We start from the raw sequence: 26,473 nt of genomic DNA, 5'->3' as shown, positions 1-26,473 counted from the left end.
GGGCGGCCGGGGGGCGAGAACCTGCGCTTATACCCGGAATTGATCCATCAGCTTCATCTGCTGGGTCGCCAGGGCATTGAGCTGGCTGCTGACCTGGGCTGACTCGCTGGCTTGCTCGGTCAGGGTTTCGGTCACGCTGCGAATCGCCGAGACGTTGCGGTTGACCTCTTCGGCCACAGCGCTCTGCTCCTCGGCGGCGCTGGCGATCTGCAGGTTCATGTCGCTGATCACGGTGACCGCGTCGCTGATCTTGCCCAGGGCCTGGACCGCTTGCTGGATCTGTCCGGCGTTGTTCTGCGCCTGGCTCTGGCTGGCGTGCATGGTGCTGACCACATCGCGGGTGCCGCTCTGGATGCGTTCGATCACCACGCGGATTTCCTCCACCGAGTCCTGGGTGCGCTTGGCCAGGTTGCGCACTTCATCGGCGACCACCGCGAAGCCGCGACCGCTTTCTCCGGCACGGGCCGCCTCGATGGCGGCGTTGAGGGCCAGAAGGTTGGTCTGCTCGGCGATGCTGCGGATCACCTCCAGCACCGAGCCGATCTGCTCGCTGCTCACCGCCAGGGCTTCGACTTCACCCACCGCCTTGCTCACCTCGTCGGCCAGCAGGCTGATGTCCCGGGTGCTGCGTTCGATGATGCTCATGCCTTCCTTGGCCGACTGGTCGGCGCCACGGGCGGCCTGGGCGGCGTTGGACGCACTGCTGGCGACTTCGTGGGCGGTGGCGCTCATTTCGTTGGAGGCGGTGGCCACCTGGTCGATCTCGCGGAACTGCACTTGCATGCCTTCGCTGGTCTGGCGGGCGATTTCCGAAGACTGGTCGGCGGTGCCGCGGGCCTCGATGATGCTTTGCTTGATCTGGGCAATGGTCGGTTGCAGCTTGTCGAGGAAACGGTTGAACCAACTCACCAGCTCGCCCAGTTCGTCTTTCTTGCTGTAGTTCAGGCGCTGGGTCAGGTCGCCGTCGCCGCTGGCGATGGCCTGGAGCATCTGCGCCACGCTGTTGATCGGCCGGGTCACGCCGGAGGCGCTGAGCCACATCAACAGCAGGCCCAGCAGGCCGGCACCGACGGCGACCAGCAGGGTTTTCAGGGTGCCGCTGGTCTGGGCTTGATCCAGCAGGTTTTGCAGCTTGACCGAGTCCGCCAGCAGTACCTGTTGTGGCAGGTCGATGGTCACGCCCCAGGCCTTGGCATCGGCAATCGGGCTGAAGGGATAGACCGCGCGGATCAGGTCGCCTTGCTGGAAGATTTTCGATGGGCTGCCGCTGAGTGTTGCGAGGATGTCCTTGCCCTGGGCGCCAAAGGTTTCATTGATGTTCTTGCCGACCTGGCCGGCATCGGCGCCGACAGCGGCCAGCAGCCCACTACCGGCGAGGATCATCATGTGCCCGGCTCCGTCGAACAGGTCCCGCTGCGCCTCGACAGCGGCGGCTTGCAGGGAGTCCAGGGCGATGTCGACGCCAATCACGCCCAGCACCTTGCCGTCCACCAGCAGGGGCAGGGAGATGGTGGTCATCAGCACTTGTTTCTTGTCCTGGCCGATGGTGTCGGCATAGGGATCGAGCAAGCAGGTGCGTCGGGTGTCCCGGGGGCAGGTGTACCAGATGTTGTAGGGTGTGCCGCTGAGGTTGAGGGTGGTCTTGGTCATGTCCTCCTCAGCCATCACGGTATTGAGTTGCTGGCCACCTGCGCGACTCCAATAGCTGGCAAAACGTCCGCGCTCGTTGGAGGCCCGGGTGGCATCGTTGGCGAACTCGCTGTCCTTGCCGTCCAGGGCATTGGGCTCATAGGCGAGCCAGATGCCGAGCACCTTGGGGTTGCGCTCGAAGGCGGTTTTCAGGCTGCGGTTGAGTTCTTCGCGCAGCGCTGCAGCATCCAGGCCGCGCTGGTTGGCCAGGTCTCGCAAGTCCCGGACCTGATCCGCCAGGGCGGTGATCACCAGCTGGCTTTCGCCGAAGGTCTTCTGAATGTGTGCCGCTTGTTCGGCTGCCTTGGCCTGTAGCAGGTCCTCGACACCGGCCGTCAGCATCTGCGTGCTGGAGGTGTTGACCAGTTGGTTGTTCTGCTGGCTTTGATAGATGTTCATGCCGACGATCAGCGCCACCACGCCCAACAGGCACAGTCCGGACAACAGCACGATTTTCAGGCGGATGGAGAGAGAGTCGAGCATGAGGCGATCTCGCGAAAGGACGGATGGTAAGCACGGAATCGATTGATTGCGGTCGCCAAGTCCTTTCAGCGCCATGTTTGGAACATCGGCTTGGCCAGCTTTTGCGTGAGGTTTAGCCGACGAACGGTAGGTATGAGGCCTTCGCCGCGTAAGCCTGGCTTACCCGCAAAAAGGTCCGTGAAGCTCATGCCAATGCTGAGGGCGCTCTGCCCGGCAAGCGGGCTGTTACAGAGGCGGGGTGCAGGTTTGCGGCAGGGCTTCGGGGCGCGACCAGATCCACAGGTTGCCCAGGGTCATGCCGGCGATGGCGGCGTACATCGTCCAGTGATGATTGAGCAGGGTCAGCATCAGGCCGGCGCACAGCAGCATGCTGAGGGTGGCGCTGACTTTGGTCTTGCGGCTGACAATCCGGCCGTTGCGCCAGTTGCAGAGGATCGGGCCCAACAGCCGGTGGTTCTCCATCCAGGCACTCAGGCGTGGCGAACTCTTGGTAGCGGCCCAGGCGGCCAGGAGGATGAATTCGGTGGTCGGCAGGCCCGGTACGACGATGGCGATCAGGCCGATAGCCAGGCTGATATAGGCCAGCACGCCAAACAGCAGGCGGGATATTTTCGACGAGGAGGGGCGAGTGGGGGTCATGGCTTCGATGATGAGGTAACGCGTCGTGTGGCTCAATCCGGGGAAGATGCCGGCCGACAGAATACCGCTGTGGGCAGGGCAGAGGGGTCAGCCGCCACCGTGCCCACAACGTCGGGGTCAGGCCGGTTGCGCGGCGCTGGAGTAAGCCTGCTCCAGCAGTACGGTGAAGCGGTTGAAGGCATCCAGGGCACCTTTTTCCGCAGCGGCTTCTTCTTCGGCGGTGAACTCCAGGCCGTCGAGGATGCGGGTGAAGGTCTTCCAGCCTTCGGCACGGCCACCGGCCGGTTCGCCCAGGTGCCGGGCGCCGAAGGTTTCGCTCAGGCCCAGGCCCACGGCGCGCTTGATCAGGAACGCGGCGCCGAGCTTGGAACCCTCGGAAACGAAGATCCAGCCCAGGGCTTCGGCCTTGCTCGGGTTGCGCACAGCGCCGGCTACCGGTGCTGGCACTTCAGTGTCCAGGTCCGCCAGGTCGGCCTTGGCCGCTTCGGCGCGGCAGCGCTCGGCCAGGTCAGGCACGATGCGGTTCAGTTCGGCATCGTTGTACAGGTCCACCAGTTCCGACTGGAACAGGTATTGGGCGACCACGAAGCGGGCGAAGGCGCCCTGGGTTTCAAACGGTGCGTGGGCCTTGACCAGGGCGTCGAGCTTGGAATGGGGCTCGTGGGTGATCTGGTTCAGACGCTGGGAGCGCAGGTGATGACGCTGGGAGGAATCCTGGGAGGTCATGCAGATGTCCTTGAGAATGAGAGGCACTTAGTGACTAGACGAACAAGAAGACGCGACACAGTAAAAAATCCTCACTGCCCCGGATGAAAAAGGGCAGTGAGGCGGTCTGGGGTCAGATGTCCCACACCAGGTTGACCGAGAAGTTGCGGCCGGGCTGGGTCAGGCGGTCGAGGTTGGCGGGTGCGGTTTGTCCGGCCTCACCGACACTGTCGTAGCCGCGCACGTCGTCCCAGTTCCAGTATTTCTTGTCGGTCAGGTTGTACAGGCCGGCGTTCAGGGTCAGGTCATCGGTGACCTTGTAGAAGCCGCTGAGGTCGAGGATGCCGTAGCCCGGTGTCTTGAACTGACCGCTGGTGGCGCGGCCATCCGGGGCCTTGAAGGTGCTGTTGTCGACCCGGTCCTTGCGTTTGACCAGGGTCCAGCTCAGCAGCGCGCCATAGTTGTCCTGGTCGTAGCCGAGGCCAAACACGCCCTTGAGCGGGTTGACGCTGTTGATCGGCTCGCCGTTGTCATTGTTGCGACCGTAGGCGTAGGCCACCGAGCCGAGGCTGTACAGGCCCTGTGGTGCACCGAAGGCGTCGAGGTTGAGACGGCCCCTGGCTTCGGCGCCCTTGATGGTGGCGTGCTTGATGTTGTTACTCTGGATCACCGACTGCAGCGCGCCGGCGGTGATGGCGTCTTCGTTGATGAAGTCGCGGTACTGGTTGTAGAACACTGAGACATCGAAGGAGCCCGCGTCGAAATTGCCCCGCAGGCCGGTCTCATAACCTTTGCTGGTTTCCGGCTTGAGGTTGGAGTTGGGCTCGACGACATAGCCGGTGGCGAGGTTTTCAAAGCGGCCGTAGAGCGCCTTGGCCGACGGCGTGCGGAAGCCCTCGGAGTATTGGCCATAGGCGGTGTAGTGCTCGTCGAAGGCGTAGGTCAGGCCGAACTTGGGCGAAACCCGATGCCAGGTCTTCTTCTCACTGCTGACCGGATAGTTGCCGGTGGGGTTGGCGACATTGAGGAACTCCTGGGTCAGTTTCGGCTTGAGCTGGGTGTAGTCGTAGCGCAGGCCAGGGGTGAAGGTCCAGGCGTTCCAGCTGATCTGGTCCTGGGCGAACAGGCTGTAGGTGCTGACGGTGGGATCCGGGAAGTCGCTGGATTTTTTCACGCTGTCGCTGGCGCTCGGGCTTGGCGCGCCGATGGCGGTGCAACCTGCACCGACCTTCAGGCAGGTGGCGGTGCCATAGCGTGAGCCGGTGACTTTCTGTTGCTTGAGGGTGGTGCCGTAGGTCAGTTGATGCTCGGTTTCACCGAGGGTGAAAGCCTTGTCCAGTTGCGCGTCCAGTACCCACTGTTTTTCCTGGTACAGGGTTTGCCGCTCCCGCAGCACGTCACGGGCGTTGGGGGAGAACGCCGAGACCGGGTTGTAGCGCTCGGAAGTGCTCTGGTCGGTCTTGGCGATCTGGTAGTTCAGGCTCCACTTGATCTGGTCGGCGATCGGCGATTGCACGGCGAAGCTGTTTTCCAGGCCGAAGCGCTCACGGGTGATGGTGTCGTTGCCGACCCGCGAGCGATACCAGTTCTGACCGACGCCGTTGAGAAACAGGCCGCCTACTGCGCTTTTCTGGTTGGTGTCGCGGTCATCCTTGTACTTTTCGTAGGTCAGGCCCAGGCGAGCATCCGGAGCATAGTTCCAGCCGAGCTTGGCCAGGACGTTGGTGGTGCGGGCGTCTTCCGGGTTGGCGGCGGTGCGGTTCAGGCCGGTGCCGTTGTTGCTGCCATAGGACTCGGTTTCGTGGCCATCACGCCGGCTCAGGTGCAGCAGGGCGTCGAAGTCGCTGGCCCGGCCGGCGACGGTGGCGGATTTCAGCCAGCTTTCATCAGCCGAGCTATAGCCGGTTTTCAGGCGCGCACCGAAGTCCTGGCCGGGTTTGATGATGTCGTCGGCGTCCAGGGTGTAGTAGCTGACGGCGCCGCCGATGGCGCTGCTGCCGTAGAGCACCGAGGCCGGGCCACGGAGGATTTCCACGCGCTTGACGATTTCCGGGTCGACATAGTTGCGGTTGGTCTTGGCGTAGGGACCGCTGAAGAAGTGATCCGGCACTTCCACGCCATCGACTTGGGTGAGAATCCGGTCGCTGTCGATGCCGCGGATGTTGTAGCCACTGAGTCCTGCGCGCTGACCTGCACCACCGACGGAAACCCCAGGCTCGTAGCGCACCAGCTCCTTGATGGTGTTGACGTTCTGGCGGTCCAGTTCTTCCCGGGTCTGCACACTCACGGTGCTCGGCACCGAGTTGATGTCCTGCTCCTGGCGGGTAGCGCTAATGGTCACTTGCTGCAGGTTCACCACGTTGGCGCCGCTGCGCTTCTCCAGGACGATGCTGTTGTTGCCCAGTTTGCGGTAGCTCAGGCTGGTGCCGCCGAGCAGCCGATCCAGGGCCTTTTCCGGCGGCAGCGAGCCGCGTACGCCAGGGGAGGCAACGCCGGAACCCAGCTCGGCGGGCAGGCCCACTTGCCAGCCGGTGACCGCGGTAAAGGCATTGAGCGCCGAGACCAGCGGTTGCTCGGCAATGGCGAAGTTGTAGTTGCCCATGCGCTGGCTGGAAGGCGCCGGGGCATCGGCGGCCATGACAGGCGTGGCGTGAGCGCCGGCCAGCAGGATCGCTGCGGTGAGCAGCGACAGCGTGCAGTTCTGCAGTCGGGTACAGGGAACAGAGGATCGGCTGTTGAGGCGAGGGGACATCGAGAGCGCTCCGGGTCGCACGAATCTTATAGGTGCAGACGCGCATTAAAAATGCGAATCAGTTGCATTGGCTATAACGAGACGTATGACCCACGGCTATCGCGTAAAAATAATTATTCTCAGTTGAGAATCACCAGCGCCGGGAATTCCGAGAGTCGCGCCGAGGTGATATGGGCCAGGGATCGCAACACATCCAGGGGCTGGTCCAGGCGGTAGTTGCCGGTGACCGCAACACTTGCCAACTGTTCGTTGTTGTTGACGATCCAGCCCGGGTAATAACGCCGCAGTTCCGCCAGCACCTGATTGAGGGGGCAGTTCTCGAACACCAGGCGCCCTTCGACCCAGGCCAGGTCCTTGCCAGCATCGAGCTTGGCCGGGCGCTCAAACCCCTGAGGGCCGACGCGTACGCTTTCTCCGGCCCTCAAGCGAATGCGCTGGTCGGCGTGGGTCGCCCGCAGGTCGATATCGCCGCGTTGCACCTGGACCTGGGCGATGCCGTCCAGATAGCGCACGGCGAAGGCGGTGTCGCCCACGCTGGCCTTGACCGGACCGGCGTCCAGTTCCAGGGGCCGGCCGAGAGTGGCGGGGATCTCGAAGAAGGCTTCGCCCTGGTACAGCCGAGCCACGCGCTGGTGATCGTTGATCTGGCTGGAAAACGCCGAGTTGGTGTTGAGCAGGACTTTCGAGCCGTCTTCCAGTTGCAGGCGCTGGCGTTCACCCACCAGGGTCAGGTGGTCGGCCTGCAGGCGCAGGGGCAGGTTGCTGAAGCTGAACAGCCCAAGCACCAGCACTGCGGCGGTGGCCAGGGGCTTCCAGTGGGGGCGCAGGCGAGCCAGGCGTGAAACCTTCGGTGCAGGGGCGGCCAGGGCCTGGGCACAGAGCGCCACTTGCGGTCCGTTCCAGATGGCCTGGGCCTTTTCGAAGGCCTGGGCATTGAGCGGTGAAGCCGCCAGCCACTGATGAAACTGGCGCACCTGTTCCTCGTTCGGATGTTCCAGCTCGATCAGCCAATCCAGCGCCTGATCCATGGCAAGGGTGCTTGAGTGCGAGCCGGCAGGGGTGGGCGGCTCGGCGCTGTGAAAATCCGTCACGGGTGTTCCTCGGCGGCGTCTGTGCGCAGCTGTTTTTTCAAGAGAGAGCGAAAGCCGGCCAAGGTTAACAAAGGCCTGGGGCTGACGCAGTCATTGTGCTCAGCGGTTGAGACTCACTGGCCGTCGAGACGTTCGGCGACGCCGATGCAGATGGCCATGATCAATTTCAGTTCCTTTTGCACGGTGCTCAGCGACACCCCGAGTGCGTCGGCGATCTCCTGATAGCTGTGGCCATGCAGGCGGCTGAGGATGAAGATCTGCTGCTGGCGCGGGCTGAGCTGACCGAGGCTGAGGTTCAGGCGTTCGAGCAATTGCTCGGCGTGGGCTGCGTCCTCGGCGCTGCTGAGGGGAGCGGCGACGCTCTCCACCACCTCCGGTGGCACATCTTCCAGCAGGGTGCGGCCCTGGATGCGCCGGGCCCGCAGGTGGTCCAGCGCCAGGTTGCGTGCAGTCTGGAACACGAAGGGCTCAAGGTGGGTGATCGGCCGCTCGCTGAGGGCGCGGGTCACCCGCAGATAGGTTTCCTGCAGCAGGTCTTCGGCGGTGCTGTGGTTGTTGACCATCCGCTCCAGCGTTCGCAGCAGAGAAATTCGTTGAGTGAGGAAGACGTGGTTGAAGTGCGATTGACTCACAGCAAGGCCTGATCCATTTTTGCAGCAGATGATAATGATTGTCATCTGCGCCAATGGTCAAGCCTTGTGTGATTTATCCCCGAGCGGCCAGGTACGCCTGGTAGTCGGGAATCCGGTGTTCATGGGCCTGGCTCATCAGTGGGCTGCTGAGCAGATAGTCGGCGCTGCACTCGTTGCAGGCCACGGGAATGTTCCACACCGCCGCCACGCGCAGCAGGGCCTTGATATCCGGATCGTGGGGCTGGGGTTCGAAGGGGTCCCAGAAGAACACCAGCAGGTCGACCCGCTGTTCGGCAATCTGCGCGCCCAGTTGCTGATCGCCGCCCAGAGGGCCGCTGATCATGCTGTGCACCGGCAGTCCCAGGCGTTTGCTCAGCAGCAGCCCGGTGGTGCCGGTGGCCAGCAGTTCATGTTCGGCCAGGCGTGACTTCTGTCGTTCGGCCCAGTCCAGCAGAAAGACCTTGCAGTGGTCATGCGCGACCAGGGCGATGCGCTTGCGCGCCGCCATGGTCTTTTGGGTAAAACTGATACCGATCATCGACGAATATCCGTTTTATTCCGCGTTGCACAGGGCCAGGCAGTTATCCAGCATGCGGTTGGAAAAGCCCCACTCGTTGTCGTACCAGGCCAGCACCTTGAGCAAGCGACCGCCGCTGACCTTGGTGTGGTTGGCGTCGAAGATCGACGACAGCGGGTTGTGATTGAAGTCGCTGGAGACCAGCGGCAGGGTGTTGTAGCCGAGGATCTTCGAATGCTGGCTGGCACTCTTGAGCAGGGCGTTGACCTCTTCGGCGGTGGTGTCGCGCTTGAGGGTCACGGTCAGGTCCACCAGCGATACGTTGATCACCGGTACCCGCACTGCCATGCCGGTCAGCTTGCCCGCCAGCTCCGGCAGCACCAGGCCCACGGCTTCAGCGGCGCCGGTCTTGCTCGGGATCATGTTCTGGGTAGCCGAGCGGGCGCGGTAGGGGTCGCTGTGGTAGACGTCGGTGAGGTTCTGGTCGTTGGTGTAGGCGTGGATGGTGGTCATCAGGCCGTTGTCGATGCCCAGCTCGCGGTGCAGCACCTGGGCCACCGGGGCCAGGCAGTTGGTGGTGCACGAAGCGTTGGAAATGACCTGGTGCGACTGGCGCAGGATGTCGTGGTTGACCCCGTAGACCACGGTGGCGTCGGCGCCTTTGGCCGGGGCCGAGATGATCACTTTGCGGGCGCCGGCAGTAAGATGGGCAGCGGCCTTGGCGCGGTCGGTGAACAGGCCGGTGCATTCGAAGACCACGTCGATCTTTTCCGCGGCCCAGGGCAGTTCGGCCGGGTTGCGGATGGCACTGACGGCAATCCGGTCGCCGTTGACGGTCAGGCTTTCCTGGTCGTGCTGGACTTCGGCGTCGAAAGTGCCGTGGACGGTGTCGTACTTCAGCAGGTGGGCATTGATCGCGCTGTCCCCCAGATCGTTGATGGCGACGATCTGCAGATCCTGACGATAGCCTTGGGTATAGAGTGCGCGCAGGACGTTACGGCCAATACGGCCAAAACCGTTGATTGCGATTCGAAGAGTCATGTGCAAACGCCTGTCGTTAAATTTGTTGTTGGAATTACAAGATTATTCGCATAGAAATAGAAAACAAGCCTTTTTAGTGGCAATATTTTGTCTTATCTACAACGAGTGACCTGAATCAACTGGTCCAAATGGTCAGAAATGTCCTCCACTGTCCCTCGGTGGCGGGGCTTCTGATCAGCATAGACAAACAGGTCGCCACATCCGTTAGCCTGGAGTTCTACATATGCATCCCCGCGTTCTTGAGGTCACCGAACGGCTTATCGCTCGCAGTCGCGCCACTCGCCAGGCCTATCTGGCGTTGATTCGCGGTGCCGCCAGCGATGGTCCGCAGCGCGGCAAGCTGCAGTGTGCGAACTTCGCCCACGGCGTGGCCGGTTGTGGCGCCGACGACAAACACAGCCTGCGGATGATGAATGCGGCCAACGTGGCAATTGTTTCGTCATATAACGACATGTTGTCGGCTCACCAGCCTTACGAGCGTTTTCCCGAGCAGATCAAGAAAGCCCTGCGCGAGATCGGTTCGGTGGGCCAGTTCGCTGGCGGCACCCCGGCCATGTGCGATGGCGTGACCCAGGGCGAGGCCGGCATGGAGTTGAGCCTGCCGAGCCGCGAGGTGATTGCGCTGTCCACGGCCGTGGCCCTGTCGCACAACATGTTCGACGCGGCGCTGATGCTGGGGATCTGCGACAAGATTGTCCCGGGCCTGATGATGGGCGCCCTGCGCTTCGGTCATCTGCCGATGGTCTTCGTCCCGGGCGGGCCGATGGTGTCGGGGATTTCCAACAAGCAGAAAGCCGATGTGCGCCAGCGTTACGCTGAAGGCAAGGCCAGCCGCGAGGAACTGCTGGAGTCGGAAATGAAGTCCTACCACAGCCCGGGCACCTGCACCTTCTACGGCACCGCCAACACCAACCAGTTGCTGATGGAAGTCATGGGCCTGCACCTGCCGGGCGCCTCGTTCGTCAACCCCAACACGCCGCTGCGCGACGCCCTGACCCATGAGGCGGCGCAGCAGGTCACGCGCCTGACCAAGCAGAGCGGCAGCTTCACGCCCATTGGCGAAATCGTCGACGAGCGTTGCCTGGTCAACTCCATCGTCGCTCTGCACGCCACCGGCGGCTCCACCAACCACACCCTGCACATGCCGGCCATTGCCCAGGCGGCAGGCATCCAGTTGACCTGGCAGGACATGGCCGATCTGTCCGAGGTGGTGCCGACCCTGTCCCACGTCTATCCCAACGGCAAGGCCGATATCAACCACTTCCAGGCAGCGGGCGGCATGTCGTTCCTGATCCGTGAACTGCTGGAAGCCGGCCTGCTTCACGAGGACGTCAATACCGTGGCCGGCCGCGGCCTGAGCCGCTACACCCAGGAGCCGTTCCTCGATAACGGCAAGCTGGTATGGCGCGAAGGCCCGATCGAAAGCCTCGATGAAAACATCCTGCGGCCGGTGGCCCGGGCCTTCTCTCCGGAAGGCGGCTTGCGGGTCATGGAAGGCAATCTCGGCCGCGGGGTGATGAAAGTGTCCGCCGTGGCCCCCGAGCATCAGGTCGTCGAAGCCCCGGCCGTGGTATTCCAGGACCAGCAGGACCTGGCCGACGCCTTCAAGGCCGGCCTGCTGGAGAAGGACTTCGTCGCGGTGATGCGCTTCCAGGGCCCGCGCTCCAACGGCATGCCCGAGCTGCACAAGATGACCCCGTTCCTCGGGGTGCTGCAGGACCGTGGCTTCAAGGTGGCGCTGGTGACCGATGGACGTATGTCGGGTGCCTCGGGCAAGATTCCGGCGGCGATTCATGTCAGCCCCGAAGCCCAGGTCGGCGGTGCGCTGGCTCGGGTGCTGGACGGTGACATCATTCGCGTTGACGGGGTCAAGGGCACCTTGGAACTCAAGGTCGACGCCGCCGAATTCGCCGCCCGGGAACCGGCCAAGGGCCTGTTGGGCAACAACGTCGGCACCGGTCGTGAACTCTTCGCTTTCATGCGCATGGCCTTCAGCTCGGCAGAGCAGGGCGCCAGCGCCTTTACCTCTGCTCTGGAGACGCTTAATTGAAACTGGCCCTGGTCGGTGACATCGGTGGCACCAACGCGCGCTTCGCGTTGTGGAAAGACCAACAACTGGACGCGATCCAGGTCCATGCAACGGCGGACTATCGCTGCCCGGAAGACGCCATCAAGGCGTACCTGCAAGACCAGGGCCTGGCCCTGGGTTCCATCGGTTCGGTATGCCTGTCGGTGGCCGGTCCGGTCAGCGGCGACGAGTTCCGTTTTACCAACAACCACTGGCGCCTGAGCCGCCAGGCGTTCTGCCAGGCCTTGCAGGTGGAGCAGTTGCTGCTGGTCAACGACTTCTCGGCCATGGCCCTGGGCATGACCCGCTTGCAGCCCGATGAGTTTCGCGTGGTCTGCGAAGGCGTTGCCGAGCCCTTGCGTCCGGCGGTGGTGATCGGTCCGGGCACTGGTCTCGGCGTCGGTACCCTGTTGAATTTCGGCGACGGCCGCTACATGGCCTTGCCGGGGGAGGGGGGGCATGTCGACCTGCCCTTGAGCAGCCCGCGGGAAACCCAGCTGTGGCAGCACATCCACGATGAAATTGGCCATGTCAGCGCCGAGACTGCTTTGAGCGGCAGTGGATTGCCGCGGGTGTACCGGGCGATCTGTGCGGTGGACGGCCATGAGCCGCGCCTCGATACCCCGGAAGCCATCACCGCTGCCGGGCTTGCTGGCGACCCGATTGCCCGGGAAGTGCTGGAGCAGTTCAGCTGCTGGCTGGGGCGAGTGGCGGGCAACAACGTGCTGACCACGGGCGCGAGCGGGGCGGGGTGTATATCGTCGGCGGGGTGATTCCCCGTTTCGCCGACTTCTTCATCCACAGCGGCTTTGCCAGAAGTTTTGCCGACAAGGGCTGCATGAGCGACTACTTCAAGGGCATTCCGGTGTGGTTGGTGACGGCGCCCTATTCCGGGCTGACCGGTGCCGGCGTAGCGCTGGAGCAGGCCCAGGGTTGACCTTGAGCCGCACGGCGAAGAGGCGGTAACACGCCTCCCTGCATCAGGCATAATCGCGCTCCCTGCCTAACAATAAGGACGGCCCCGGTGAGTTCAGTCAGTAAGTCGATTTTGTTGGTTGACGACGATCAGGAAATTCGCGAGCTGCTGGAAACCTACCTCAGCCGCTGCGGCTTCCAGGTGCGCACGACCGCCGATGGCGCCGGCTTTCGTCAGGCCCTGAGCGAGGCACCCAGCGACCTGGTGATTCTCGACGTGATGCTGCCCGACGAAGACGGCTTCAGCCTGTGCCGCTGGATTCGCCAGCACCCACGGTGCAGTCAGGTGCCGATCATCATGCTCACCGCCAGCTCCGACGAGGCCGACCGGGTGATCGGTCTGGAGCTGGGGGCCGACGACTACCTGGGCAAGCCCTTCAGCCCCCGGGAGTTGCAGGCGCGGATCAAGGCGCTGTTGCGCCGGGTGCAGTTCGCCCAGGAGCGGGTCGCAGGTGACGTGCTGTGCTTCGACGAGTGGCGCCTGGATGTGATCAGTCACCGCTTGTTTCATAACGACGGCGAGGAGGTGATCCTCTCCGGCGCCGACTTTGCCCTGCTCAAGCTGTTCCTCGACCACCCCCAGGAAATCCTCGACCGTGACACCATCGGCAATGCCACTCGCGGGCGCGACCTGATGCCCCTGGACCGCATCGTCGACATGGCTGTCAGCCGCCTGCGCCAGCGTCTGCGGGACACGGAAAAGCCACCGCGGCTGATCCGTACCGTGCGTGGCAGCGGGTATCAATTGGCAGCCAATGTGGTTGCCGGCAATGGTCACTGAGGCACTGCGCAGAGTATTGCGGCGGGTGCCGATGCCTCGCTCGCTGCTGGGGCGCATGCTGCTGCTGACCTTGCTGGCGGTGTTGTTCGCCCAGGCCCTGTCCAGCGTGATCTGGGTTTCGCAGTTGCGCGCTACCCAGCTCGAAGGCCTGGTGACCAGCGCCCGCAGCCTGGCTCACTCGATGACCGCCAGCGTCAGTTACCTGCGTTCGCTGCCGGTGGCTTATCGCCCCCTGGTGCTCGACCAGTTGCGCAGCATGGGCGGTACCCGTTTTGTCGTGACCCTCAATGACAAGCCCCTGGGCATGCAGGTGCTGCCCGCTACACCGCGCAAAGAGGCGGTATTGCAGGCGGTGGAGCAAGTGCTGCGCCAGTCCCTGGGCAACGACGCGGATCTATCCGTGACCTTTGTCAGCCCCGATGATCTGCGGATTTTCAATGGCGGCCTCAAGCTCGACGAGTTGCCCCGCTCCTGGGCCCATTACGCCTTGACCCTGGAGCCGGTGAACCCACCAGTGCTGGTAACCCAGATCCAGATGGCCCCGGGAGAATGGCTGTACATTGCCTCGCTGCTGCCCGAGCCCTATACCAGCCTCGAAGAACAGGGGCTGCCGGCGCAGCAGGTGTGGTTCATCCTGCTCACCAGCGGTTTTCTGCTGCTGTTCATTGGCCTGCTGGTGCATTGGCAGAGCCGGCCCCTCAAGCGTCTGGCCCGGGCGGCGCGGGACATGTCCCTGGGCGCCGATGTCGAGCCGGTGGCGCAGGGCGGCGGCAGTGAAGTGGTGGAAGTGGGGCGGGCCTTCAACAGCATGCGCGAACGCATCAGCCGCTACCTGACTGAGCGCAGCCAGCTGTTCAGCGCCATCTCCCACGATCTGCGTACTCCCATCACCCGCCTGCGCCTGCGGGTCGAACTGTTGGAGGACGAACAACTGCAAGCCAAGTTCGGCCGCGACCTGGACGAGCTGGAACTGCTGGTCAAAGGTGCGTTGCAATGCGTCAAGGACACCGACATCCACGAGAACATCGAGCCGGTGGACCTCAACCAGGTGCTCGACTGCCTGGTGGAGCCTTACCTGGCACCCAACGGTAATGGCCGTGTGACCCAGCAGGGTCGGGCGCTGGCCAGCTACCCGGGCAAGCCCCTGGCGCTCAAGCGCTGCATGGGCAACCTGATCGACAACGCCCTGAAGTACGGCCAGAACGCCCATCTGCACATCGAAGACGACGACAGCGGTTTTGTCCTGCATGTCGACGACGAAGGCCCGGGCGTACCGGAGCAGCGCCTGGAGCAGGTGTTCGAGCCGCATTTCCGTCTGGCCGGCCAGCAGCAGGGCTACGGCCTGGGCCTGGGGATTGCCCGCAACATTGCCCACAGCCATGGCGGCGAAGTCAGCCTGCAGAACCTGCGCGAAGGCGGCCTGCGGGTGACCCTGTATCTGCCCCGGACCTTCGACTGATGCCGGCGTGTACACCGCGGCTGGCACACACTGGCTGGTGAAGGCGCTGGCTGCTCGGTGAAGGCGCCTTCAACGTTAATACAGGGCTCCTGGACCACTACAAGCCAGCTTCTGCGGTGGAGTGCAATGTCACGGTTTGGTGACATTGTGCTGGCCCTTCGTTACCTGCGGTTGCGAACGGCTTGATTAGACTCAAGCCTTCGATAAAAACAACAACAGGCCACTCATGGACTCTCTCCCCCTGCCGCTGCGCAGTTGGCTGAACGCGCCCGCTCACCATTCCTGGCTCGCCGCCGAAGGCCTGCGCCTGCTTGATTTCGCCAAGGCTTCACGACTCGCCGAAGGCTTCGGCAACCTCGATGCCCGGGGCTGCCTGCCCGCCGGTGCCCAGGCCGAAACCATGAACACCGCGCGCATGACCCACAGCTTCGCCATGGCGCACATCCAGGGTCTGCCGGGTTATGCCGGGCTGGTGGACCACGGTATCGCCGCGCTCATGGGGCCGTTGCGCGATGCCGAGCACGGCGGCTGGTTCGCCGTGGCCGGTCAGGCCGATGGCAACAGCACCAAGGCGGCCTATCTGCATGCCTTTGTCGCCCTGGCCGCCAGCTCTGCGGTGGTGGCGCAGCGGCCGGGTGCCCAGGCCCTGCTTGAGGAGGCGATCCGGATCATTGACGGGCATTTCTGGAGCGAGGAGGAGGGCGCCATGCTCGAGTCCTTCAACCGTGACTGGCGCGAGCCGGAAGCCTATCGCGGCGCCAACAGCAACATGCACGCCACCGAGGCTTTCCTGGCCCTGGCCGATGTCACCCAGGACCCGCGCTGGCTCAACCGCGCCCTGCGCATCGTCGAGCGGGTGATCCATCAGCACGCCGCCGCCAACGACTTCATGGTGATCGAGCATTTCGACGCTGACTGGCAGCCCCTGCGCGACTACAACCGGGCCTTTCCCGCCGACGGTTTCCGGCCCTTCGGCACCACGCCGGGCCACGGTTTCGAATGGGCGCGCCTGCTGTTGCACCTGGAGGCGTCGCGCGGCCTGGCCGGGATGCTGACCCCGGGCTGGCTGGCGCTGGATGCGCAGCACCTGTTCGCGAGCAACTGCCGCCACGGCTGGGACGTGGACGGTGCCCCGGGCATTGTCTACACCCTGGATTGGGACAACCGGCCGGTGGTGCACCAACGCCTGCACTGGACCCATGCCGAGGCCAGCGCCGCCGCCAGCGCTTTGCTCAGGCGCACCGGCCAGGAGCAGTACGAGGCCTGGTACCGGCGTTTCTGGGAGTTCTGCGAAGCCCATTTCATCGATCATCAGCAGGGCAGCTGGCATCACGAACTGGGCCGCGACAACCGCCCGGCCGCCGAGATCTGGGGCGGCAAGCCGGACCTCTATCACGCCTGGCAAGCCGTGCTGATTCCGCGTCTGCCCCTGGCGCCGAGCATGGCTTCGGCTTTGGCCCAAGCGTCTGTTCCGGGCCCTGTGTAACCATGTCGTGACATTTCCCCGTCGCTTCGTTACCCGAACGTTCGACTAGGCTGTTTAGACTCGTATGCAGCGCAAGCACCAGACTTGCATGCATAACAACAAGAAAGGTACTTCAAATGAATGCGATTTCTCGCCTCGCCACTGTCATTTCCCTTGCCTCTCTGTTTCCCCTGAGTGCCCTCGCCGCCGACTCCAAAGGTTCCGTGGAAGTCGTCCACTGGTGGACTTCGGGTGGTGAAAAAGCTGCCGTCGATGTGCTCAAGGCCCAAGTGGAAAAAGACGGTTTCACCTGGAAGGACGGCGCCGTGGCCGGTGGTGGCGGTTCCACTGCGATGACCGTGCTGAAAAGCCGCGCCGTGGCCGGCAACCCGCCGGGCGTAGCCCAGATCAAGGGCCCGGATATCCAGGAGTGGGGCAGCACCGGCCTGCTCAGCACCGACACCCTCAAGGACGTGGCCAAGGCGGAAAACTGGGACGGCCTGCTCTCGTCCAAGGTGGCCAATACCGTCAAGTACGAAGGTGATTACGTAGCAGTGCCGGTGAATATCCACCGGGTCAACTGGCTGTGGATCAACCCTGAAGTGTTCAAGAAAGCCGGGATCGACAAGGCCCCGACCACCCTCGAAGAGTTCTATGCCGCCGGCGACAAGCTCAAGGCTGCGGGCTTCATTGCCCTGGCCCATGGCGGCCAGCCGTGGCAGGACAGCACCGTGTTTGAAGACGTGGTGCTCTCGGTCATGGGCCCTGAAGGCTACAAGAAAGCCCTGGTGGACCTGGACCAGAAAACCCTCTCCGGCCCGGAAATGACCAAGGCCTTTGCCGAGCTGAAGAAAATCACCGGCTACATGGACCCCAACCGTGCCGGGCGTGACTGGAACATTGCGGCTGCCGACGTGATCGGCGGCAAGGCCGGCATGCAGATGATGGGCGACTGGGCCAAGAGCGAATGGACGGCGGCGAAGAAAGTTGCCGGCAAGGACTACCAGTGCGTGCCGTTCCCGGGCACCGACAAGGCCTTCACCTACAACATCGACTCCCTGGCGGTGTTCAAGCTCAAGGCCGATCGCAAAGGTGATATCGCCGCTCAGCAGGACCTGGCCAAGGTGGCCCTGGGCAAGGACTTCCAGAAGGTCTTCAGCATCAACAAGGGCTCGATCCCGGTGCGCACCGACATGCTCAACGAGATGAGCGCCGAGGGCTTCGACTCCTGCGCCCAGGCAGCGGCCAAGGACTTCCTGGCCGACGAGAAGACCGGCGGCCTGCAGCCGAGCATGGCGCACAACATGGCCACTTCCCTGGCGGTGCAGGGCGCGATCTTCGATGTGGTGACCAACTTCATGAACGACAAGGATGCGGACCCGGCCAAGGCCAGTGCGCAACTGGCCTCGGCGGTCAAAGCCGCGCAGTAATCCTTGACCCCGCCGCCGGTACGCCGGCGGCTGACCTGTGACTGTGTTGCCGCCCTGCAGGGCTTACGCCCATGCAGCGGCGGCGTGCATCCCGGATTCACTTCAATAACTGGGTTTTTGCGATGAGCTCTGTGGCGGTTTTCAGCAAGGCCTCACCCCTGGACGCACTGCAGCGCTGGCTACCCAAGCTGGTGCTGGCGCCGAGCATGGTGATCGTGCTCGTGGGGTTTTATGGCTACATCATCTGGACGTTCATTCTGTCCTTTACCAATTCCAGCTTCATGCCGAGCTACAAGTGGGTCGGCCTGCAGCAATACCTGCGCTTGATGGACAACGACCGCTGGTGGGTGGCGAGCAAGAACCTCGCGCTCTTCGGCGGCATGTTCATTGCCATCAGCCTGGTGCTGGGGGTGTTCCTGGCGGTGCTGCTGGACCAGCGCATCCGCAAGGAAGGCTTCATCCGTACCGTGTACCTGTACCCCATGGCACTGTCGATGATCGTCACCGGTACTGCCTGGAAGTGGCTGCTCAACCCTGGCCTGGGCCTGGACAAGATGCTCCGTGACTGGGGCTGGGAAGGCTTTCGCCTGGACTGGCTGGTGGATCAGGACCGGGTGGTCTACTGCCTGGTGATCGCCGCTGTATGGCAGGCCTCGGGCTTTGTCATGGCGATGTTCCTCGCCGGTCTGCGCGGTGTTGACCAGTCGATCATCCGCGCCGCCCAGGTCGACGGCGCGAGCCTGCCGACCATCTACCTGCGGATCGTCCTGCCGAGCCTGCGGCCGGTGTTCTTCAGTGCCTTCATGATCCTCGCCCACATCGCCATCAAGAGCTTCGACCTGGTGGCGGCGATGACCGCGGGCGGCCCGGGCTACTCCTCCGACCTGCCGGCGATGTTCATGTACTCCTTCACCTTCAGCCGGGGCCAGATGGGCATCGGCTCGGCCAGCGCCATGCTGATGCTCGGTGCCGTACTGACCATCCTGGTGCCGTACCTGTACTCCGAACTGCGAGGCAAGCGCCATGACTAACTCCCTCGCCAAGCCGACCCTGAACTTCAGCCGGATCGCCATCTACGCCACCTTGCTGCTGGCGGCGGCGGTGTATCTGATTCCATTGGTGGTGATGCTGCTGACCAGCTTCAAGACCCCTGAAGACATCCGCACCGGCAACCTGCTGAGCTGGCCCCAGGTGGTGGACGGCATTGGCTGGATCAAAGCCTGGGACGCTGTGGGCGGCTACTTCTGGAACTCGGTGAAGATCACCGTGCCGGCGGTACTGATCTCCACCTTCATCGGTGCAATGAACGGCTACGTGCTGTCGATGTGGCGCTTTCGCGGCTCCCAGCTGTTCTTCGGCCTGCTGCTGTTCGGCTGCTTCCTGCCGTTCCAGACCGTGCTGCTGCCGGCCTCGTTCACCCTTGGCAAGTTCGGCCTGGCCAACACCACCACCGGTCTGGTGCTGGTGCACGTGGTCTACGGCCTGGCCTTCACCACGCTGTTTTTCCGCAACTACTACGTGAGCATCCCCGATGCCCTGGTCAAGGCCGCGCGTTTGGATGGCGCCGGGTTCTTCACCATCTTCGGCAAGATCCTGCTGCCGATGTCGGTGCCGATCATCATGGTCTGCCTGATCTGGCAGTTCACCCAGATCTGGAACGATTTCCTGTTCGGCGTGGTGTTTGCCAGCGGCGATGCGCAACCGATCACCGTGGCCCTGAACAACCTGGTCAACACCAGCACCGGGGCCAAGGAATACAACGTTGATATGGCGGCGGCGATGATCGCCGGGCTGCCGACACTGCTGGTCTACATCTTCGCCGGCAAGTATTTCCTGCGCGGGCTGACGTCCGGCGCAGTCAAGGGGTAAAGCATGGCCACTCTCGAATTACGCAACGTCAACAAGACCTACGGTGCCGGCCTGCCGGACACCCTGAAGAACATCGAACTGAAGATCGACGACGGTGAGTTCCTGATCCTCGTCGGCCCGTCCGGCTGCGGCAAATCCACCCTGATGAACTGCATCGCCGGGCTGGAGAACATCAGCGGCGGGGCGATCCTGGTGGACGACGCCGACATCAGCGGCATGAGCCCCAAGGATCGTGACATCGCCATGGTGTTTCAGTCCTACGCGCTGTACCCGACCATGAGCGTGCGCGACAACATCGCCTTCGGCCTGAAGATCCGCAAGATGCCCACTGCCGAGATCGACGCGGAAGTGGCGCGGGTGGCCAAGTTGCTGCAGATCGAGCACCTGCTGACCCGCAAGCCGGGCCAGCTCTCCGGTGGCCAGCAGCAGCGGGTGGCCATGGGCCGGGCGTTGGCGCGGCGACCGAAGATCTACCTGTTCGACGAACCGCTGTCCAACCTCGACGCCAAGCTGCGGGTCGAGATGCGCACCGAAATGAAACTGATGCACCAGCGCCTCAAGACCACCACGGTCTATGTCACCCACGACCAGATCGAAGCCATGACCCTGGGCGACAAAGTGGCGGTGATGAAGGACGGGATCATCCAGCAGTTCGGCACCCCGAAGCAGATCTACAACGCCCCGGCCAACCTGTTCGTGGCGAGCTTCATCGGATCGCCGCCGATGAACTTCATCCCCCTGCGCCTGCAACGCAAGGACGGCCGCCTGCTGGCGCTACTGGACAGTGGCCAGGCCCGTTGCGAGCTGCCTCTGGGCATGCAGGACACGGGGCTCGAAGACCGCGAGGTGATCCTCGGCATTCGTCCGGAGCAGATTGCCCTGGCCGCCACCGAAGCCAACGGCTTGCCGACCTTGCGCGCCGAGGTCCAGGTGGTCGAGCCCACCGGTCCCGACACCCTGGTGTTCGTCACCCTCAATGGCACCAAGGTCTGCTGCCGCCTGGCTCCGGATCAGGCGCCCGATGCCGGGGAAACCCTGACCCTGCAGTTCGATCCGGCCCGAGTGCTGCTGTTCGATGCCCAGAGTGGCGAGCGCCTGGGAGCGGCCGGCGCGCCTGTGTCCGAGCCCCGTAGCGGCAACGTGGCGCAGTTCAAGGGGCGTTGAATCCGTGGCGGATGGCCTGTCATCCGTCGCACCCGCTGTAAACCGCGTTGGATAAATCGTTAATAACAATAAAGACGAGGATGTAGGGATGAAAAAGCAACACAGCAATACCCGGCTGCTTTGCCAGTTGTCAGCGGCTGCGGCATTGGTCCTGTCCGCCAATGTCATGGCGGACGAGGCGTTCAGCGCCGACTCCAAGTGGATGACCGGCGACTGGGGTGGTGAGCGTACCAAGCTGATCGAGCAGGGGATCGACATCAAGGCCGACTACGTCGGTGAAATGGGCGCCAACCTGCATGGCGGCTACAACGACGACAAGACCGGGCGCTACAGCGATCAGTTCGGTCTCGGCGTGGCCTTCGATCTGCAGAAGCTGCTGGGCTGGGACAATACCCAGGCCAAGATCCAGCTGACCAACCGTAACGGCCAGAACATTTCCAACGATCGTATCGGCGACCCGCGTGCCGGCACCCTGAGTTCTTCCCAGGAGGTGTACGGTCGTGGCCATATGGTGCGTCTGACTCAGCTGTGGATTCAGCACCAGTTCCTCGACGGCAAGCTGGACGTCAAGGCCGGTTACTTCGGCGAAGGCGAAGACTTCAACACCTTCCCCTGCGAGTTCCAGAACCTGGCCTTCTGCGGCTCCCAGGTGGGCAACTGGGCCACCGGCATCTGGTACAACTGGCCGGTCAGCCAGGCGGCGCTGCGGGTCAAATACCACATCACCCCCGAGCTGTATGCGCAGATCGGCGCTTACAACCAGAACCCGTCGCAGCTGGAGCACGGCAACGGCTTCAAGCTCAGCGGCAGCGGCACCAAGGGCACGGTATTGCCGGTGGAACTGGTCTGGTCGCCCAAGCTCAATAGCCTGCCGGGTGAGTACCGCGTGGGTTACTACAAGAGCACGGCCGACGCCAATGATGTGCGCAAGGACGCCAACGGCCAGGACGCCGCGGACACAGGCGACGCCTATCGCGTGCACAACAGCAAGCACGGCTACTGGTTCGTCGGGCAGCAGCAACTCACCACCCACAACGGTGACGCTTCCCGTGGCTTGAACATCGCCGCCAACGCCACCTTCCATGACAAGGACACCAACGTCGTCGACAACTACCAGTCGCTGATGTTCGTGTACAAGGGGCCGTTCGATGCGCGTCCGAAAGATGACGTGGGCATCGGTTTTGCGCGGATCCACGTCAACGACGATGTGCGCAAGAACGCCCAGCTGATCAATGAGGACAACGGCATCAGCAACTACGACAACCCGCTGTACATGCCGCTGCGCGACACGGAATACAACTACGAGATCAACTACGGTTTCCACGTCACCAACTGGCTGACCGTACGCCCCAACCTGCAATACATCACCCATCCGGGCGGAGTGGATGAAGTGGATAACGCGTTGGTGGCCGGTCTGAAAATTCAGTCGGTGTTCTAGAGCTGTTGCGATAAGCTCCTCCTCCATGTGCGCATTTTGCGGATGGCCCAGGCCGTCCGCTTTTTTTTGTGGGGATTGCAAGTCCCCCTGATGAGTATCGAGACAGCAGTGAATGTCAGGACCGCGGCCCATGCATGAGCATCCGCTACAACGCTTTTTCAAATCCCTGCGCGAACGCCCGGTGTTCGCCTGGGAGCGCTATCAGATGCGCGATGTGCTGGTGATCGATCACCCGCTGTGTCAGGCGGTGTTCAGTCGCCAGGGCGCTCAACTGCTGCACTTTCAGCCGGCCGGGCAGAAGCCCTGGCTGTGGTGTGCCTCGAAGTGGCCGCAAGTAGGGGCGATCCGCGGCGGTGTGCCGGTGTGCTGGCCCTGGTACGGTCGCCATCCCAGTGAAAATGCCTGGCCGTCCCACGGTTGGGCGCGGCTGCTGGACTGGAAACTGCTGGACAGCAGCAGCGACGAGGACGGCGTGCGCCTGCACTGGCAATTGCAGTTGTGCGACTGGAAGGTCGACCTGCATGCGCACCTGGGGCAAAGCATGGATCTGCGCCTGAGCACCGAGCACCAGGACAGTGAACCTTGTCAGTTGAGCCAGGCTTTGCACGCCTACTGGCGTATTGGCGACGTCGGCGAGGTAGCGCTGTCCGGGCTTGATGGCGCCCAGGGTTACGACCAGTTGAACCGCCAGGTCTGTCAGCAGCAGGGCGAGTTGCGGGTCGAGGGCGGGTGCCAGCGGGTGTTCCAGCACGAAGGCGAATTGCAGCTCAAGGACCACGCCTGGCAACGGGAGTTGTGCATCGATACTGGTGACGATGCCGACACCGTGGTCTGGCACCCCGGCACCCGGCCCTTGCTGGGGGTGAGCTGGAATGAGGTGTCGCGGTTTGTCTGTGTCGAAGCGGCTGCCGGCGGCACCGACAGCCTGTGCCTGGCGCCGGGGGAGCAGGCGCACCTGAGCTTGCAGGCGCGGGCTGCGGTGTAGGAGTCGGCAGGCCGGCGAACCGGCCAGCCTCAGTTGAACTCGTCGCCCACCGGATAGCGGCTGGCGTTGAGGCTTTCCTTGATCTTGCGCAGGTGCGGCTGGAAGTCCACGCCACGGCGCAGGGTCATGCCGGTGGCCAGCACGTCGAGCACGGTGAGCTGGATGATCCGCGAGGTCATCGGCATGTAGATGTCGGTGTCTTCGGGCAGAGGGATGTTCAGGCTCAAGGTACTGGCCTTGGCCAGGGGCGAGTTCTCTGCGGTCAGCCCCAGCACCGAAGCGCCGTTTTCTCGGGCAATGCGCGCCACTTCCACCAGTTCGCGGGTCCGGCCGGTGTAGGAAATGATCACGAACAATTCGCCGGTGTGGGCCACCGAGGCGATCATGCGCTGCATCAGTACATCGGCATGGGCCGTCACTGCCAGGTTGAAGCGGAAAAACTTGTGCAGTGCATCCATGGCCACCGGGGCCGAGGCACCGAGGCCGAAGAAGTGGATCTGCCGAGCCTGAATCAACAGGTCAACGGCCTTGCTGATCAGGTTCGGGTCCAGGGCCTGGCAGGCACTGTCCAGGGAGGCGATGGCGCTGCCGAAGATCTTTTGTGTGTAGGCCTCGGGGTTGTCGTCGGCCTCTACGGCGCGGCTGACGTAGGCGGCGCCGCTGGCCAGGCTCTGGGCCAGTTGCAGCTTGAGTTCCGGGTAGCCGCTGACACCGAACGAGCGGCAGAAGCGATTGACCGTCGGTTCGCTGACCGAAGCGGCCTGGGCCAGCGCAGCGATGCTGAAGCGAGTCGCCTGCTGTGGGTTGAGCAGGATGACTTCGGCGACTTTACGTTCCGCCTTGTTCAGTTCTTCAAGGCGGTTCTGGATCTGCTCCAGAAGATTTCGCACTCGGTCCATTCAGGTTTCCTAGATCGGCTAGACAGGCGCCGCGGCAGAGCCGCTAGAGCGCCCGCAATGCGAAGTTGAGAGGTGGCCTATCCTACTGATGGCCTGGATCGACCACCACCTGGAATCTGTATTTTGTAAAAATGTTGTGTTTATTACTACATTTTTCCTTGAGTGATGCCTTGAAAAAAGGTATTTGTAGCTTAACTTGATAAAAGAACAAACATCATGCCTTCGATAACGGTTGAACCCTGCACTTTTGCCTTGTTCGGCGCGCTGGGCGATCTGGCGCTGCGTAAGCTGTTTCCTGCCTTGTACCAACTCGATGCCGCCGGTCTGTTGCATGAAGACACGCGGATTCTGGCCCTGGCTCGTGAGCCGGGCAGCGAGCAAGAGCACCTGGCGAATATCGAAACCGAGCTGCGCAAGTACGTCGGCGACAAGGACATCGACACTGAGGTCCTGCAGACTTTTCTCGCTCGCCTGAGCTACCTGCATGTGGACTTCCTCAAGGCCGAGGACTATGTGGCCCTGGCTGAGCGCGCCGGCGGCGAACAACGCTTGATCGCCTACTTCGCCACACCGGCGGCGGTGTATGGCGCGATTTGCGAGAACCTGTCCCGGGTCGGACTCAACCAGCACACTCGCGTGGTCCTGGAAAAACCCATTGGCTCGGACCTGGAATCGTCGCGCAAGGTCAACGACGCGGTGGCCCAGTTCTTCCCGGAAAACCGCATCTACCGGATCGACCATTACCTGGGCAAGGAGACGGTGCAGAACCTGATCGCCTTGCGCTTCGCCAACAGCCTGTTCGAAACCCAGTGGAACCAGAACTACATCTCCCACGTGGAAATCACCGTGGCCGAGAAGGTTGGCATCGAAGGCCGCTGGGGCTATTTCGACAAGGCCGGTCAACTGCGGGACATGATCCAGAACCACTTGCTGCAGTTGCTGTGCCTGATCGCCATGGACCCACCGGCCGACCTCTCCGCCGACAGCATCCGTGACGAGAAGGTCAAGGTGCTCAAGGCCCTGGCGCCCATCAGCCCGGAAGGCCTGACCACCCAGGTGGTGCGTGGCCAGTACATTGCCGGTCACAGCGAGGGCCAATCGGTGCCGGGTTACCTGGAGGAAGAAAACTCCAACACCCAGAGCGACACCGAAACCTTCGTCGCCCTGCGTGCCGATATCCGCAACTGGCGTTGGGCCGGGGTGCCGTTCTACCTGCGTACCGGCAAGCGCATGCCGCAAAAACTGTCGCAGATCGTCATCCACTTCAAAGAGCCGTCGCACTATATCTTTGCCCCCGAGCAGCGCCTGCAGATCAGCAACAAGCTGATCATTCGCCTGCAGCCGGATGAAGGCATCTCGTTGCGGGTGATGACCAAGGAACAAGGCCTGGACAAGGGCATGCAGCTGCGCAGCGGTCCGTTGCAGCTGAATTTTTCCGATACCTATCGCAGTGCACGGATTCCCGATGCCTACGAGCGGTTGTTGCTGGAAGTGATGCGCGGCAATCAGAACCTGTTTGTCCGCAAAGATGAAATCGAAGCCGCGTGGAAGTGGTGTGACCAGTTGATCGCCGGGTGGAAAAAATCCGGTGATGCGCCCAAGCCGTATGCGGCCGGGTCCTGGGGGCCGATGAGCTCCATTGCACTGATCACGCGGGACGGGAGGTCTTGGTATGGCGATATCTGATTTGCAACTGCCGGCGGGGCTAGCAGCCCACGAATTCCGCAGTCCTACCTTGTTGGCTGAAGGCCAGGCGCTGAGAGTGGCCGAGCTGCTGCGCGAGGCCATTGCCGCCCGCGGCAACGCGACCCTGGTAGTGTCCGGTGGCCGTAGCCCGGTGGCGTTTTTCCAGGCCCTGGTGAAGCAGGAGCTGGATTGGTCCAAGGTGCTGATCACCCTGGCGGACGAGCGTTGGGTGCCGGTGGAGCATGCCGACAGCAATGCCGGCCTGCTCAAGCGCTATCTGCTCCAGGGGCCGGTGGCCAAGGCCAGCTTCCTCAGCCTCTATAGCGCGGCGGCCAACCTGGAAGAAGCGGCCCAGCAGGCCGATCGTCTGTTGTCCGAGTTGCCGGGAATTGATGTGCTGGTGCTGGGCATGGGTGATGACGGTCATACCGCCTCGCTGTTCCCCAACAGCCCGAACCTGGCCGAGGCGCTTCGGGTCGATGGCAGCCGTCGCTGCTGGCCAATGCTGGCGCCCACCGTGCCCCATCAGCGCCTGAGCATGAGCCGGGCCTTGCTGGCCTCGGCCCGCCATCAGCTGTTGTCGATTTCCGGTCAGTCCAAGCTGACCACCCTGAGTGCCGCACTGGCCGGTGACGCTGTTGCCGAAATGCCGATTCGCGCCTTCCTGCAAACCCCGTTAGAGATTTACTGGTGCCCATGAGCCAA

The 26,473-nt window shown here is 63.0% G+C and carries 21 protein-coding genes and 1 pseudogene; 13 read left to right on the top strand and 9 right to left on the bottom strand.

Features of this window, described 5'->3' with window-relative positions:
• Positions 1-27: 27 nt before the first annotated feature.
• The 8 genes from ACMGF8_RS28545 to gap all read right to left on the bottom strand — a co-directional run bounded on the left by ACMGF8_RS28545 (position 28) and on the right by gap (position 9,549).
• Positions 28-2,172, bottom strand: a complete 2,145-nt coding sequence (locus tag ACMGF8_RS28545; RefSeq protein ID WP_115580748.1) for a methyl-accepting chemotaxis protein — start codon at positions 2,170-2,172, stop codon at positions 28-30.
• Between the two features lie 225 nt (positions 2,173-2,397).
• The gene (locus ACMGF8_RS28540) at positions 2,398-2,811 is read right to left on the bottom strand and encodes a YbaN family protein (RefSeq protein ID WP_416758007.1); all 414 of its coding nucleotides are present in this window, start codon (positions 2,809-2,811) and stop codon (positions 2,398-2,400) included.
• A 117-nt stretch (positions 2,812-2,928) separates the two neighbouring features.
• Positions 2,929-3,537: a biliverdin-producing heme oxygenase gene (locus ACMGF8_RS28535; RefSeq protein ID WP_102860588.1), complete on the bottom strand. Its 609-nt coding sequence runs from the start codon at positions 3,535-3,537 to the stop codon at positions 2,929-2,931.
• 112 nt (positions 3,538-3,649) lie between these two features.
• Entirely contained in the window at positions 3,650-6,268 is a 2,619-nt protein-coding gene (locus ACMGF8_RS28530) for a TonB-dependent receptor (protein ID WP_416758005.1), read from the bottom strand.
• A 119-nt stretch (positions 6,269-6,387) separates the two neighbouring features.
• Positions 6,388-7,359 (bottom strand): FecR family protein, encoded by a 972-nt coding sequence (locus ACMGF8_RS28525; protein ID WP_102860590.1) that lies wholly within the window; start codon positions 7,357-7,359, stop codon positions 6,388-6,390.
• Positions 7,360-7,472: 113 nt separating this feature from the next.
• The gene (locus ACMGF8_RS28520) at positions 7,473-7,991 is read right to left on the bottom strand and encodes an RNA polymerase sigma factor (RefSeq protein WP_102860591.1); all 519 of its coding nucleotides are present in this window, start codon (positions 7,989-7,991) and stop codon (positions 7,473-7,475) included.
• A gap of 73 nt (positions 7,992-8,064) precedes the next feature.
• Positions 8,065-8,529 (bottom strand): methylglyoxal synthase, encoded by a 465-nt coding sequence (locus ACMGF8_RS28515; RefSeq protein WP_102860592.1) that lies wholly within the window; start codon positions 8,527-8,529, stop codon positions 8,065-8,067.
• A gap of 15 nt (positions 8,530-8,544) precedes the next feature.
• The gene (gap, locus tag ACMGF8_RS28510) at positions 8,545-9,549 is read right to left on the bottom strand and encodes a type I glyceraldehyde-3-phosphate dehydrogenase (RefSeq protein ID WP_102880664.1); all 1,005 of its coding nucleotides are present in this window, start codon (positions 9,547-9,549) and stop codon (positions 8,545-8,547) included.
• Between the two features lie 223 nt (positions 9,550-9,772).
• Here gap and edd point away from each other — a divergent pair, with 223 nt between their 5' ends.
• The 11 genes and pseudogenes from edd (at position 9,773) to ACMGF8_RS28455 (ending at position 23,183) form a co-directional block, all read left to right on the top strand.
• Positions 9,773-11,599 (top strand): phosphogluconate dehydratase, encoded by a 1,827-nt coding sequence (edd, locus tag ACMGF8_RS28505; RefSeq protein WP_102860594.1) that lies wholly within the window; start codon positions 9,773-9,775, stop codon positions 11,597-11,599.
• Positions 11,596-12,554 (top strand): annotated as a pseudogene (locus ACMGF8_RS28500) (glucokinase). The gene edd and the pseudogene ACMGF8_RS28500 overlap by 4 nt, the downstream one beginning before the upstream one ends.
• A gap of 87 nt (positions 12,555-12,641) precedes the next feature.
• Complete coding sequence (locus ACMGF8_RS28495; protein WP_102860596.1) at positions 12,642-13,373, top strand: response regulator; 732 nt, start codon at positions 12,642-12,644, stop codon at positions 13,371-13,373.
• Positions 13,363-14,832 carry an ATP-binding protein gene (locus ACMGF8_RS28490; RefSeq protein ID WP_102860597.1) on the top strand — a complete coding sequence of 490 codons (1,470 nt, stop codon included), beginning with the start codon at positions 13,363-13,365 and terminating at the stop codon, positions 14,830-14,832. Before ACMGF8_RS28495 ends, ACMGF8_RS28490 begins: the two co-directional genes overlap by 11 nt.
• A gap of 226 nt (positions 14,833-15,058) precedes the next feature.
• Entirely contained in the window at positions 15,059-16,318 is a 1,260-nt protein-coding gene (locus tag ACMGF8_RS28485; RefSeq protein ID WP_416758001.1) for an AGE family epimerase/isomerase, read from the top strand.
• A 116-nt stretch (positions 16,319-16,434) separates the two neighbouring features.
• A complete protein-coding gene (locus tag ACMGF8_RS28480) occupies positions 16,435-17,727 on the top strand; it encodes an ABC transporter substrate-binding protein (protein WP_416757999.1) in 1,293 nt (430 codons plus the stop codon).
• A gap of 122 nt (positions 17,728-17,849) precedes the next feature.
• On the top strand, positions 17,850-18,758 hold the full coding sequence (locus ACMGF8_RS28475) for a carbohydrate ABC transporter permease (RefSeq protein WP_102860601.1): 909 nt from the start codon (positions 17,850-17,852) through the stop codon (positions 18,756-18,758).
• Complete coding sequence (locus tag ACMGF8_RS28470) at positions 18,751-19,596, top strand: carbohydrate ABC transporter permease (protein ID WP_102880657.1); 846 nt, start codon at positions 18,751-18,753, stop codon at positions 19,594-19,596. The genes ACMGF8_RS28475 and ACMGF8_RS28470 overlap by 8 nt, the downstream gene beginning before the upstream one ends.
• A gap of 3 nt (positions 19,597-19,599) precedes the next feature.
• Complete coding sequence (locus tag ACMGF8_RS28465) at positions 19,600-20,760, top strand: ABC transporter ATP-binding protein (RefSeq protein ID WP_250329531.1); 1,161 nt, start codon at positions 19,600-19,602, stop codon at positions 20,758-20,760.
• 88 nt (positions 20,761-20,848) lie between these two features.
• A complete protein-coding gene (locus tag ACMGF8_RS28460) occupies positions 20,849-22,198 on the top strand; it encodes a carbohydrate porin (RefSeq protein WP_250329530.1) in 1,350 nt (449 codons plus the stop codon).
• A gap of 130 nt (positions 22,199-22,328) precedes the next feature.
• Positions 22,329-23,183 carry a D-hexose-6-phosphate mutarotase gene (locus tag ACMGF8_RS28455; RefSeq protein ID WP_115580741.1) on the top strand — a complete coding sequence of 285 codons (855 nt, stop codon included), beginning with the start codon at positions 22,329-22,331 and terminating at the stop codon, positions 23,181-23,183.
• A 29-nt stretch (positions 23,184-23,212) separates the two neighbouring features.
• Here ACMGF8_RS28455 and ACMGF8_RS28450 read toward each other — a convergent pair whose 3' ends face one another.
• The gene (locus tag ACMGF8_RS28450; protein ID WP_170001736.1) at positions 23,213-24,073 is read right to left on the bottom strand and encodes a MurR/RpiR family transcriptional regulator; all 861 of its coding nucleotides are present in this window, start codon (positions 24,071-24,073) and stop codon (positions 23,213-23,215) included.
• A 225-nt stretch (positions 24,074-24,298) separates the two neighbouring features.
• Here ACMGF8_RS28450 and zwf point away from each other — a divergent pair, with 225 nt between their 5' ends.
• Positions 24,299-25,768 (top strand): glucose-6-phosphate dehydrogenase, encoded by a 1,470-nt coding sequence (zwf, locus tag ACMGF8_RS28445; protein WP_102860606.1) that lies wholly within the window; start codon positions 24,299-24,301, stop codon positions 25,766-25,768.
• The gene (pgl, locus tag ACMGF8_RS28440) at positions 25,755-26,468 is read left to right on the top strand and encodes a 6-phosphogluconolactonase (protein ID WP_207166425.1); all 714 of its coding nucleotides are present in this window, start codon (positions 25,755-25,757) and stop codon (positions 26,466-26,468) included. Before zwf ends, pgl begins: the two co-directional genes overlap by 14 nt.
• Positions 26,469-26,473: the final 5 nt, after the last annotated feature.

Source organism: Pseudomonas sp. BNK-7, assembly GCF_048072025.1.
Lineage (GTDB): Bacteria > Pseudomonadota > Gammaproteobacteria > Pseudomonadales > Pseudomonadaceae > Aquipseudomonas > Aquipseudomonas danubii.
This window is presented reverse-complemented; position numbering and strand designations above follow the sequence as displayed.

Excerpts from the sequence above, each read along its gene's own strand:
- ACMGF8_RS28545 (WP_115580748.1), bottom strand. The coding sequence starts at position 2,172 with ATGCTCGACTCTCTCTCCATCCGCCTGAAAATCGTGCTGTTGTCCGGA.
- ACMGF8_RS28540 (WP_416758007.1), bottom strand. The coding sequence starts at position 2,811 with ATGACCCCCACTCGCCCCTCCTCGTCGAAAATATCCCGCCTGCTGTTT.
- ACMGF8_RS28535 (WP_102860588.1), bottom strand. The coding sequence starts at position 3,537 with ATGACCTCCCAGGATTCCTCCCAGCGTCATCACCTGCGCTCCCAGCGT.
- ACMGF8_RS28530 (WP_416758005.1), bottom strand. The coding sequence starts at position 6,268 with ATGTCCCCTCGCCTCAACAGCCGATCCTCTGTTCCCTGTACCCGACTG.
- ACMGF8_RS28515 (WP_102860592.1), bottom strand. The coding sequence starts at position 8,529 with ATGATCGGTATCAGTTTTACCCAAAAGACCATGGCGGCGCGCAAGCGC.
- gap (WP_102880664.1), bottom strand. The coding sequence starts at position 9,549 with ATGACTCTTCGAATCGCAATCAACGGTTTTGGCCGTATTGGCCGTAAC.
- edd (WP_102860594.1), top strand. The coding sequence starts at position 9,773 with ATGCATCCCCGCGTTCTTGAGGTCACCGAACGGCTTATCGCTCGCAGT.
- ACMGF8_RS28490 (WP_102860597.1), top strand. The coding sequence starts at position 13,363 with ATGGTCACTGAGGCACTGCGCAGAGTATTGCGGCGGGTGCCGATGCCT.
- ACMGF8_RS28485 (WP_416758001.1), top strand. The coding sequence starts at position 15,059 with ATGGACTCTCTCCCCCTGCCGCTGCGCAGTTGGCTGAACGCGCCCGCT.
- ACMGF8_RS28480 (WP_416757999.1), top strand. The coding sequence starts at position 16,435 with ATGAATGCGATTTCTCGCCTCGCCACTGTCATTTCCCTTGCCTCTCTG.
- ACMGF8_RS28475 (WP_102860601.1), top strand. The coding sequence starts at position 17,850 with ATGAGCTCTGTGGCGGTTTTCAGCAAGGCCTCACCCCTGGACGCACTG.
- ACMGF8_RS28470 (WP_102880657.1), top strand. The coding sequence starts at position 18,751 with ATGACTAACTCCCTCGCCAAGCCGACCCTGAACTTCAGCCGGATCGCC.
- ACMGF8_RS28465 (WP_250329531.1), top strand. The coding sequence starts at position 19,600 with ATGGCCACTCTCGAATTACGCAACGTCAACAAGACCTACGGTGCCGGC.
- ACMGF8_RS28460 (WP_250329530.1), top strand. The coding sequence starts at position 20,849 with ATGAAAAAGCAACACAGCAATACCCGGCTGCTTTGCCAGTTGTCAGCG.
- ACMGF8_RS28455 (WP_115580741.1), top strand. The coding sequence starts at position 22,329 with ATGCATGAGCATCCGCTACAACGCTTTTTCAAATCCCTGCGCGAACGC.
- zwf (WP_102860606.1), top strand. The coding sequence starts at position 24,299 with ATGCCTTCGATAACGGTTGAACCCTGCACTTTTGCCTTGTTCGGCGCG.
- pgl (WP_207166425.1), top strand. The coding sequence starts at position 25,755 with ATGGCGATATCTGATTTGCAACTGCCGGCGGGGCTAGCAGCCCACGAA.